Here is a 10,684-nt window from a genome sequence, read left to right as displayed (position 1 = left end):
CCACACACCTTGAGCGAAGCAGAGCAGAAACGCTGGCGCCTGCACTGCAGCGACTACTTCAGCCGCCGTCTGCCGGACTATGTGCCCCGTCTCGAGGCGCTGGCCGAGCAGAACCAGAGTAACGAACGGAACTTTGCGATTCTAAAGAGTCTTTATCACTATCTGGAAGATTTATGAGTTGTGAGTAGTTTCACAATAAATCCTTCCCGCCCATCCCCTTCTTCAGGTCATAATGACGAAGGGGATTTCCCCAAAAACCAATATCTTGCAACATCCTGAGCGGATGTCTCCCAAGCAAGAGATCTCTTTGGCCGAACGGAAGCCATTTGCTGATGCCTCGTCACCACGCACTGCTCGGATTACTGGCCCTGCTGCCGCTGGCAGCCAACGCCGCATACCGGTTCGATGTACCGGATTATCTTGCTCGCCTGCCCGAGCAGACCTATCGCATCGTAGAACAGAACTTCAACACCCTTTATCAGCAGACTGATTTCACTCCCCTGATCACCAACAGCTACTTCAACGGTTCCCATCTCTACAAGTTTGTCGGGGTACCGCTGGCCATCAGCGCCCAATCAGGTTTCCAGCTGGAGGTGTTTGGTCAGGTCTATAACCGAGCTTCGCAAGCCTATATGCACCTGAGCGAGGATATGTCCCTTTATCGGGTGATGCGGGTCGATCTGATGGGGAACCCCAATGATCAGCTGGCCATCGGTTTTGGTCTGGGGGTGCCCATCACCCCGTTGCTAACCCTCAAGGCGATCGCCTCCGGCAGTGATATACCGGGCTATGGCTCCGCCAAATACGCCATCGGTTTTGAGTGGCGTTACTGAAAAACGTGGCTGATAACCGCTGATTGAAACAATTCAGGCTCCGTGATGGAGCCTGAATTGTTTATGGTGACGCTGTGATCAGGTGTAGTGGATCACCCGCCCTTCGCCCCCTTGCAGGGTCACAGCCGTACCGACTGCCTGCCCCTGCCAAAAATCAGTTCCCCCTTCCGGCAACAGAAACTCCTGTGGTTGCCCCTCCCAGTTGAACAAGCAGAGCAGGGTGCCCCCCTCAGGCAGGCTCACTTCGCCGCAGGCAAAATCCATCGACTCGAAGCGGGCAGAGGGTGCCCGGGCCGCACAAAGCGCCAGCAGCTTGCGCAGGTGCGCCGCCTGCTCCTCATCGAGATCCTGCAGCCGATCACCGGCCAGCATCATGCCGCCACTTGCCACCAGCGCTGCCAGATGGAAACTGTAATCCGCCTGGCTTGCCTGCTGGCTCGGTAGATCCCGCAGGCAAATGCAGTCGGGGTCGAGGGCCCAGAGCTTGTCATTTTGCCAGGCGCGGCAGAAGGCTTCACGGGCAATTTGGCGGTAGCGGTGGCCATTGCGCTCCACGTCATCGCTCACCCGCATGCCGTGCACCAGGCCAAGGCTGGGCCAGATGGGCGCGTTGCAACCGAGCAGGAAAGCGCCTTCACCAGCACCACGCAGAATGGCCACCATACCGCGTCGATAGGCTTCAACCCGGGTGGCGGCCGGATCGTGGAAACGACCACCGTGGATAGCGCCCCAGAAATTGGCATCCAGCTTGAAGTAGTGGATGCCCCACTGCTCACGCAAAGTACGGAACACCTGCTCAAGGTGCGCTTGCACCTCGGGGTGGGTGCCGTCCAGCACATACCAGGGGGTGCAGCGCCAACCGCCATAGGTGACCCGCTCGGAGGGCAGCGGCAAGCCGTCATCCCCCTTCACAAACCAGTCGGGATGCTCCTGAAACACCTGTGAACCGGGTTCGGCAATAAAGGGCGCGACCCAGAGGGCGGGCTCGCAGCCAGCCTGTTTGATCTCCGCAGCCAGTGCCGCAACGCCCTGCTCGAACTTGGCCGATGGAGTGAGCCAATCGCCCATTTTAGCCTGATAGCCGTCGTCGATCTGCACGTAACGCAGGGCCGGGAAACGCTCGGCACGCACCTGCAGATTCTCGCGAATGTCGGCGGCACTTACCTCGGCGTAGTAGTGATACCAGGAGCACCAGCCGCTCGGGCGCTCACTCACCTTACCGATCAGCGAACCATGCTCGGCCTCGATCAGCCGTGCCAGCTCAGCCAGCAGATCTTCGCGCTCAGCCCCTTCGAGGCAGATCAGCGCCTCGCTCTGCCAATGCTCACCAGCCGCAAGTTTTCGCCCTTCGCAGTTCATCAGGATCTGCAAGCAACCATCGGGATAGAGGCGAAACTCCCCGCCAAAACGGTGGCAGCTGGCAAAGGCGAGCAGCAGCCACCCCTTGCCATGCTCCACCAGCAACAGGTTGTGGATGGTGTGGTAGCCATTGTCATCGGTGATGCGATAGACGCTGGCATCGGGGCAACGGCCGACATGTTGCGGTGATTGCCAGCACCCCATGGTCTGGGCCAGCATCTGGAATCCTTCGCCATAGATGGCGCTCTCCACCGGCAGGCCAAGCTTGCCGTCAAACAGCACCCAGCGGTCAACCGGAGTGGCATCAGCGCCGGTGTTGTCGAGTCGCACCCGACACAGGGGCCCTTCCCACTGACGGGTTTGAAGCAGATGGGGTGGCAACGCATTATCATTCGCCAGCTGGCGAACTCGGGACAAGAGGGATGTCATCACTACTCCTTGTAGTTCGAAAAGGGTTCTATCAGACAATGTTCAACAGATAATCTGCATACAAATCAGCTTCAAACGAACTGATTTCAGTTGTTATTGTTTTAATGCCGCGACCCGGCCTCTCTGGTAAACTGCGATTTTTCTTCCCAGTCGATGAGGTTCACGTGATCGCGCAACGCGCCTTGCTGTACTTTCGTGACTTTATGGTCATCGTCGCCTGCCTGCTGGCAGGCAAATCCGTGGCAGCCATCCTGCCTTTCGCCTTTCCCGGCAGCATCATCGGCATGCTGTTGCTGTTTGTGCTGCTCTCCCTGCAACTGATCAAGCTGCATTGGGTCGAGCTGGGGGCAGGCTTGCTGCTGCGCCACATGGGCGTGCTGTTCGTGCCGGTTGCAGTCGGACTGGTGGCCTGGCTTGAGCCCCTGCGCCAATCCTTCGGCGTCATCATGCTCTGCATCGTGCTCGGGATCGTGCTGATCCTCGCAACCGTCGGTCGGCTCTACCAGAGGATGAACAAATGATCTTCTGGCTAGCGATCCCTCTGACCCTGGCGCTCTATTTCGCCACCCGTGCCCTCTATCGCCGCCTGCCCTGGCCCATCATCAACCCTGTGCTGGTGCCGACCGCGGTGATCATCGGCCTGCTGCTCTGGTTTGATCTGCCCCTTGAGCAGTACGAGCGCGGCAGCAGCCCCATTACCATGCTGCTGGAGCCCGCAGTAGTTGCGCTGGCGCTGCCGCTCTATCAACAGGCGCGCCAGATCCAGGCCAAGCTCAAGCCCATCCTAATCTGTACCCTCGCCTCCGTCTTGATCTCGGTGTGCACAACCCTGCTGATCGGTCATTTTATGGACATAGATCCGGCACTACTTGCTTCGCTTGCCACCAAATCGATTACCACCCCGCTCGCCATGAGCGTCAGCCAGTCCATTGGCGGCATTCCTGCCATCGCGGCCGCCGTGGTGGTGGTGGTGGGGATTGTCGGTGCCCTGATCGGCTATCCACTGCTCAAACTGCTGAAAGTGACCGACCCGGAAGCGCAAGGGCTCGCCATGGGAGCCTGTGCCCACGCCATCGGCACCGCCACCTCCGCCGAGAAGGGGATCACCCAGGGCGCCTTTGCCTCGCTCGCCATGGTGGTATGCGGGATCCTCACCGCGGCCGTCGCCCCGCTGCTGTTTGCCATCTATCACTGGCTGATCTGATGACCCCATTGACCACCTGTTGACCATTCCGGGGGGCCTGCTGGCCTCTCGGGGTGCGACCTGCCGCACAATTTGCACAAGACAAACGTTTCCATTACCATCCCCCTCCGTTTGCCCGTCAGGGCGTGAGCCTGCTCACACATTTACCCGAGCTTGCTCCCTACAATGGCCGCCCAATTGGCCTTTGAGGACACACTATGCATCCCCGTTTTGCCAAGCCATTCGATACCCTCTCTGCCCCGCTCAAAGCAGCCGTGCAGCCCATGCTGGATAGTGCCGACTTCAACGCCCGCTTCACGCCGGAGCAAGTCGCCACCCTGAAAGCCGCCACAGGTCTTGACGATCGCGCCCTGCGCCTCGCCCTGTTGCCGCTGGCCGCTGCCTGCTCGGTAGCACCCATTTCCAAGTTTTACGTCGGTGCCATCGCCTGCGGCCTGAGCGGCAGCTGGTACTTCGGTGCCAACATGGAGTTTGCGGGGCAAGGTCTGTTCCACTCGGTTCACGCCGAGCAGTCCGCCATCTCCAACGCCTGGCTGGGTGGCGAGACCGGGATCAGCGAAATCACCGTCAACTACACCCCCTGCGGCCACTGCCGTCAGTTCATGAACGAGCTGAGCACCGCCAAGATCCTGAAAGTCTCTCTGCCCGATGACCTGAGCGCCCTGCAATCCTTCCTGCCCCACTCGTTTGGCCCAGCGGACCTCGACATCACGGATGCGCTGATGAGCCCGCAGGATCACGCAGAGCTTGAGCTTCAAAGCGAAGACCCGCTGTGGCAAGCCGCGCTGGCCGCCGCCCGTCAAAGCTATGCCCCCTATAGCCAGGGCTATGCCGCGGTGGCGCTGCAATTTGCCGATGGCCGCATCTTCTCTGGCCGCTACGCCGAGAACGCCGCCTTCAACCCCAGCCTGCCACCGATGCAGATGGCCTGTGCCCATGCGGTGCTTAACGGCGAAGATCTCGCCACCATCCGCCGCGCCGTGCTGCTGGAGAATAAAAACGGCCAGATCAGCCAGCGTGACTCCGCCCAGTCCACCCTCAAGGCGCTGGGCTCGGTCGAACTGGAGTATCAGGCAGTTTGATCCCGGCTTTGTGTCGATATTTGTGTCGATAAACGAAAGCCCCCGCACCTTGGTACGGGGGCTTTTTACTTGGCCGTTTAATCGGGGGCAGCCCTTGATCTCACGGCTTGGCGCGGTTGATCACCCCGTATAACCGATTGCTGATCAGACCGGTTTTAGCCGCGCCGTGAAGTGGCGCAGCAGCGGCGGCTCGTAGTCAAAGGTGAGTCCGCGAATGTCGCTGGCCCGCGCTTTCACTGCGATCAGGCAGTCGGCCACATAGTCCATGTGATCCCGGGTGTAGACCCGGCGCGGAATGGTAAGACGCAGCAGTTCAAAGTCCGCCGCCTCCTGCTTGCCGGTGGCGGGATCGCGCCCCAGCAGCAGGGAGCCAATCTCCACCCCGCGCACGCCCCCTTCCAGATAGAGCTCGCAGGCGAGCGCATGGGCTGGGAACTGCTCGGCCGGAATATGGGGCAGCAGCTTTTTGGCATCGACAAAGACCGCATGGCCGCCGGTGGGGGTCTGGATCGGGATGCCCGCCTCGGCCAGCCGCTCGCCGAGATAGGCCACCTGACTGATGCGGTAGGTGAGATACTCCTCATCCATCCCCTCACGCAGGCCGATGGCAAGCGCCGCCATGTCCCGCCCGGCGAGGCCGCCGTAGGTGACAAACCCCTCCATCGCCACGCAGCGCACCTGCACGGCGCGGAACAGGTCGAGATCCTCTTTAAAGCAACACAACCCGCCGATATTGACCAGTCCGTCCTTCTTGGCCGACATGGTGAAAATGTCCCCCAACGCGAACATCTGGCGCACTATCTCCTTGATGCTGTGCTTGGCATAGGCCGGATCCCGCTCCTTGATAAACCAGGCGTTCTCGGCAAAGCGAGCGGCGTCGATCACCACCGGAATATGGTGGCGACGGGCCAGTTCGGAAACCGCCTCCATATTGGCCATGGAGACCGGCTGACCACCGGCGCTGTTGCAGGTGACCGTGATGATGATGCCGGCCACGTTGTCGGCCCCCAGGGTCTCGATGGTGTCGGTCAGGCGAGGGAGATCAAAATCCCCTTTCCAGGCGTAGGGCGCCGTGGTGTCGAGGGCTTTCGGGTTGAGCAGGTTGATGGCCCGCGCGCCAGCCAACTCCACGTGAGCCTTGGTGGTGTCAAAGTGGTAGTTGGAGATAAAGACCGGCGCCTTGCCCTTGCAACGCTTGACCAGCTCGGGGAAGAGGATCTGCTCGGCCCCGCGCCCCTGGTGGGTGGGCATCACATGCTGGTAGCCAAAAATCTCGCGCACCGTGCGCTCCAGCTCGACGAAGTTGCGGCTGCCCGCATAGGCCTCATCCCCCATCATGATGCCAGCCCACTGACAGTCGGACATGGCACCGGTACCGCTGTCGGTCAGCAGGTCGATATAGACATCTTCGGCCAGCAGCAGGAAGGGGTTCCAGCCAGCGGCCTCGAGGGCGGTGCGGCGCTCGGCGCCAGTGGTCTGTTTGATGGGCTCGACCATCTTGATACGAAACGGCTCGGGTATACGACGCATAAAATACTCCTCACCGGCGCTAGGCCAGTGTGTTTGAAATCGGGATTGGCAAAGAGGCCGGGGCGATCGGGGTCGTCCGGCTGACAAATTCAAACGGCGGGTGCCGCCAATCAGCGGTGAGGAAAGTCGAAGGTGAGAATGGGATCCCGGGTATACCAGTGGGCGAGCAGGCAAGCTGCCCGGGGCGTAGCTGTCATGATTGGCATCACTCCCCTCCATATCGGTTGTAGACAGTCGGTGGCCAACAAGATCCATTGATGGATGCTGCCAACGGGCAGCCTCGCCACGTTAACGGCTGGTTAATTGGCAAACAAGGGGCGCACCGACGGGCTGTGCGCCCGCTCACAAAGTGGGCATCTGCGCGGCAAACCGGCAGCGAGGTTGATCCGCCCGCGCTCCCGCTTCGTTATTCTCCCTACCCACACGCCACATCCCCCATCAGCCAAGGCCGGAAGCCATCATGCATCGCAAACCCCATCTGCCCGAGAAGATCTGCCCCGTCTGCCAGCGCCCCTTCAGTTGGCGGCGCAAGTGGGCGCGCAGCTGGGAGGAGGTTCGCTACTGCAGCGAACGCTGTCGCCACGCTCGTCACCGCAGCCAGCAACCTGAGGGGGAGCGAGTCTGATGGAGCTGCGCCTTGTTCTCGGCGATCAGCTGAACGCCGGTCACAGCTGGTTTCGCACCCCGGATCCGGCGGTCTGCTATCTGATGGCGGAACTACGTCAGGAGACCGACTACTGCCGCCACCATCGACAGAAGGTGCTGGCCTTCTTTGCCGCCATGCGCGCCTTCGCGGCAGCCCTCACCCAAGCGGGCCACCGCGTCTGTTACCTGACCCTGGATGAGAGCGCCCGCTGGCCCGATTTGCCCAGCTTGCTGGAGGCTCAACTCGAAGCACATCAGGCCAGCAGCTTTGCCTGGCAGAGCCCGGACGAGTGGCGCCTTGCCAGCCAGTTGAAAAGCTGGGCGGCGGGCCTGGCCATCCCTGCCACCGAGGTGGAGAGCGAGCATTTTCTCACCCCCCGCGATGGCTGGCAGCGCTACCCCCACAGCCGGATGGAGTTCTTCTACCGCGCCCTGCGCAAGCAATACCAAGTGCTGCTCGATGAGTGCGGCCAACCCCTTGGCGGGCGCTGGAATTTTGATGACGAGAACCGCGCCAAGCTGCCGGCGAGCCAGCCCATCCCGGCGCCCCTCACCTTTGCCAACGAGGTGATCGAGATTGATGCCATGCTGACCCGCCACGGGGTCAGCACCATAGGCGAGGCAGATGCCAGCAAACTGCCGTGGCCTATCACCCGGCGCCAGAGTCGCGAGCTGCTGGCCCATTTTCTGGCCCACTGCCTGCCCCACTTTGGCCGCTATCAGGATGCCCTGAGCGAGCGGGGCTGGAGTCTGTTTCACAGCCGACTGTCGTTTTCCCTCAACAGCAAAATGCTTCATCCGCTTGAGGTGATTCGGGCCGCCGAATCCCACTGGCAGGCCAATCAGGCCACCATCACGTTGGCACAGGTGGAGGGGTTTATTCGCCAGATCCTCGGCTGGCGCGAGTTTGTCCGCGCCCTCTACTGGGAAAAGATGCCGGGCTATCAGCAGATCAATTTTCTCGGGGCCAACCGGCCGCTGCCCGGTTTCTTCTGGAGCGGCGAAACCAGGATGGCCTGCGTGCGACACGCCATTGGCCAGTCCCTCGAGCACGGTTACGCCCACCATATCCAGCGGCTGATGGTGACCGGCAACTTTGCCCTGTTGGCGGGGCTTGATCCTGACGAGGTGGATCAGTGGTATCTCGGCATCTATGTGGATGCCATCGAGTGGGTGGAGCTGCCCAACACCCGCGGCATGAGCCAGTTTGCCGATGGCGGCCTGATGGGCAGCAAGCCCTACGCCAGCAGCGGCGCCTATCTCGAGCGGATGGGCCACTACTGCAAGGGGTGCCACTATCAGGTCAAAGCCCGCCACGGCGACGGAAGTTGCCCCTTCAACAGCCTCTACTGGCACTTTCTTTGGCGCAATCGGGATAAACTGGGCGGCAATCCCCGCCTCGCCCTCCCCTATGCCAACTGGGATGGCCAAGCCGCAGAACAACAGCAGGCCATTTTGGCGACGGCGGAGCAGTACCTGATCAAGCTGGAGCAGCTGTAAGCGGGCCATACCCCCTGACACAGCCCTGAAAACAGCGCAGCGATTTACGCTGGCAATCAGGCTCTCCATCGCACCAAACACCAGCTTGTGACAGGCAAGCAGACGGAGATCCCAATCCTGCGCAGAGCGGTTGAATATCCTGTGGCGGCTGATTATGGTGGTGGCCACATCAGGAGATCAGTCAAGGAAAGACGATATGGAGATAGTGATTCTCGGTGGCGGCGTAATTGGGGTAACCAGCGCCTGGTATCTGGCCAAAGCGGGTCACAAGGTGACCTTGCTGGAGCGACAAGGTGGCGTCGCCCTAGAAACCAGCCATGCCAACGCCGGGCAGATATCCCCGGGTTATGCGGCCCCCTGGGCGGCCCCCGGCATTCCCCTCAAGGCCGCCAAGTGGATGCTGCAAAAGCATGCCCCCTTCACCGTGCGCCCCACTGCCGACCCCTTCCAGCTACGCTGGATGCTCAGAATGCTCGCCAACTGTACCCCGACCGCCTATGCCACCAACAAGGGGCGCATGGTGCGTCTGGCCGAATACAGTCGCGACTGTATGAAGGCACTGCGTGACGAGCTCAACATCGATTACGAAGGGCGCCAGCTCGGCACCCTGCAACTGTTTAGAAGCCAGTCCCAGCTCGATGCCAGTCAGCGCGATATCGAGGTGCTGGAGGAGTATGGCGTCCCTTACCAGTCGCTGGATGCCAGCGGCTGCGAGGCGGCAGAGCCTGCGCTGGCGCGGGTGCGCGGCAAAATCGTCGGCGGCCTGCGCCTGCCCGGCGACGAGACCGGCGACTGCTTCCGCTTCACCAAGGCCCTTGCCCTTGAAGCCGAGAAGCTCGGGGTCAAGTTCGTCTTCAACTGCGATATCGACGAGATTGAGCAAGCCCGCGGCCGCGCCGTGGCGGTGCGGGCGGGCGAGCAGCGCTATCGCGCCGATGCCATCGTCTGTGCGCTCGGCAGTTATGCCACCGGTTTTCTGCGGCCGCTGCTGCGCCCGCTCGGGCTGGAGCTGCCGGTCTATCCGGTCAAGGGCTACTCCCTCACCCTGCCGATGATCAACGCCGAGGCCGCGCCGCGCAGTACCGTGCTGGACGAGACCTACAAGGTGGCCATCACCCGTTTTGACGAGCGGATCCGGGTCGGCGGCATGGCGGAGCTGTCGGGCTACAACCTCGCCTTGAATCCGAGACGCCACGACACTCTGGCAATGGTGGTGGGCGATCTCTTCCCCGCAGGGGGCGATATCAGCAAGGCAGAGTTCTGGACCGGCCTGCGTCCCATGACGCCGGACGGCACCCCGCTGGTGGGGCCAAGCCCCATTCCCGGCCTCTGGCTCAATACCGGCCACGGCACCCTGGGCTGGACCATGGCGGCCGGTTCGGGTCAGCTTCTGTGCGATCTTATCAGCGGCAGCGAACCCGCCATCAGCGATGAAGGGCTCACCCTGGCCCGTTACGGCTAAGCGCATAACCGGTCGGGCTGTTTCACTCGCCAACTACGCCCTCAGACAACAACAGAGGACGTCCTCAACCGCTTTATTGACAGGCCACCGCCATAAACGGTGGCCTTTTCGTCTGATGTTGACCTTCTCCCTCCCCGTCTACCTGAGCGGTGCTCTGGCTGCCGGTTAATGCAGCAAACGGCACAGAATATTGCGCAATTCGACTTGCGCAAGCCGCCACAATCCGTAATGTGGATAGACGCATTTTTCGCAGCGCATATTTTTTAAATGACCTGTAAACCGCTTGTAAACAGGCGTCGCCAGACAAGGGGTTACGGGTGTCACCGCGAGTTTCTTTAGCAGCAATCCAGGGTAGGACATTATGAAAAAAGTAGGTTTGGTCGGTTGGCGTGGCATGGTGGGATCGGTTCTGATGAGCCGGATGCAGGAAGAACAGGATTTCGCCCATATTCAACCCACATTCTTCACCACCTCCCAGGCCGGTGAGGCCGCACCCAACTTCGGCGTCGATGCCGGTACTCTGCAGGACGCCTTCGATATCGAGGCGCTGGCCAAGCAGGATATCATCATCACCGCCCAGGGCGGCGACTACACCAAGGATGTCTATCCGCGCCTGAAAGCCGCAGGCTGGCAGGGCTAC

9 protein-coding genes and 2 pseudogenes are annotated in these 10,684 nt (G+C 61.2%); 9 read left to right on the top strand and 2 right to left on the bottom strand.

The genetic code is table 11. The features are described 5' to 3' along the window. A pseudogene (locus tag G5358_RS18545) lies at window positions 1-177 on the top strand (exodeoxyribonuclease I); the annotation flags it as partial. Window positions 178-332: 155 nt separating this feature from the next. Further along, the gene (locus tag G5358_RS18540) at window positions 333-833 is read left to right on the top strand and encodes a hypothetical protein (protein ID WP_167569808.1); all 501 of its coding nucleotides are present in this window, start codon (window positions 333-335) and stop codon (window positions 831-833) included. A gap of 78 nt (window positions 834-911) precedes the next feature. On the opposite strand, the gene G5358_RS18535 is transcribed toward G5358_RS18540, so the two are convergent. After that, the gene (locus tag G5358_RS18535; protein WP_421324669.1) at window positions 912-2,621 is read right to left on the bottom strand and encodes a glycoside hydrolase family 36 protein; all 1,710 of its coding nucleotides are present in this window, start codon (window positions 2,619-2,621) and stop codon (window positions 912-914) included. A 164-nt stretch (window positions 2,622-2,785) separates the two neighbouring features. Here G5358_RS18535 and G5358_RS18530 point away from each other — a divergent pair, with 164 nt between their 5' ends. The 3 genes from G5358_RS18530 (at window position 2,786) to cdd (ending at window position 4,907) form a co-directional block, all read left to right on the top strand. Beyond that, window positions 2,786-3,142, top strand: coding sequence for a CidA/LrgA family protein (locus tag G5358_RS18530; protein WP_005333279.1), 357 nt, complete (start codon window positions 2,786-2,788; stop codon window positions 3,140-3,142). Beyond that, window positions 3,139-3,825 (top strand): LrgB family protein, encoded by a 687-nt coding sequence (locus tag G5358_RS18525; protein ID WP_227094596.1) that lies wholly within the window; start codon window positions 3,139-3,141, stop codon window positions 3,823-3,825. The genes G5358_RS18530 and G5358_RS18525 overlap by 4 nt, the downstream gene beginning before the upstream one ends. A gap of 197 nt (window positions 3,826-4,022) precedes the next feature. Next, on the top strand, window positions 4,023-4,907 hold the full coding sequence (gene cdd / locus G5358_RS18520; RefSeq protein ID WP_005345271.1) for a cytidine deaminase: 885 nt from the start codon (window positions 4,023-4,025) through the stop codon (window positions 4,905-4,907). Between the two features lie 144 nt (window positions 4,908-5,051). Here cdd and G5358_RS18515 read toward each other — a convergent pair whose 3' ends face one another. Further along, a complete protein-coding gene (locus tag G5358_RS18515; protein WP_421324668.1) occupies window positions 5,052-6,437 on the bottom strand; it encodes a tryptophanase in 1,386 nt (461 codons plus the stop codon). Between the two features lie 460 nt (window positions 6,438-6,897). Between G5358_RS18515 and G5358_RS18510 the strand changes: the two genes are divergently transcribed. The 4 genes and pseudogenes from G5358_RS18510 to G5358_RS18495 all read left to right on the top strand — a co-directional run. Continuing rightward, window positions 6,898-7,062: a DUF2256 domain-containing protein gene (locus tag G5358_RS18510; RefSeq protein ID WP_080741246.1), complete on the top strand. Its 165-nt coding sequence runs from the start codon at window positions 6,898-6,900 to the stop codon at window positions 7,060-7,062. Then, window positions 7,062-8,582, top strand: a complete 1,521-nt coding sequence (locus tag G5358_RS18505; protein ID WP_421324667.1) for a cryptochrome/photolyase family protein — start codon at window positions 7,062-7,064, stop codon at window positions 8,580-8,582. Before G5358_RS18510 ends, G5358_RS18505 begins: the two co-directional genes overlap by 1 nt. A gap of 154 nt (window positions 8,583-8,736) precedes the next feature. After that, window positions 8,737-10,044 carry a D-amino acid dehydrogenase gene (locus tag G5358_RS18500; RefSeq protein ID WP_421324670.1) on the top strand — a complete coding sequence of 436 codons (1,308 nt, stop codon included), beginning with the start codon at window positions 8,737-8,739 and terminating at the stop codon, window positions 10,042-10,044. A gap of 361 nt (window positions 10,045-10,405) precedes the next feature. Next, window positions 10,406-10,684, top strand: a pseudogene (locus G5358_RS18495) (aspartate-semialdehyde dehydrogenase); the annotation flags it as partial.

The organism is Aeromonas sp. 604176 (assembly GCF_049170755.1).
Classification (GTDB): Bacteria; Pseudomonadota; Gammaproteobacteria; order Enterobacterales; family Aeromonadaceae; genus Aeromonas; species Aeromonas veronii_A.
Note: the sequence above shows the minus strand (reverse complement) of the source record. Positions and strands in the feature narration are given on the sequence as shown.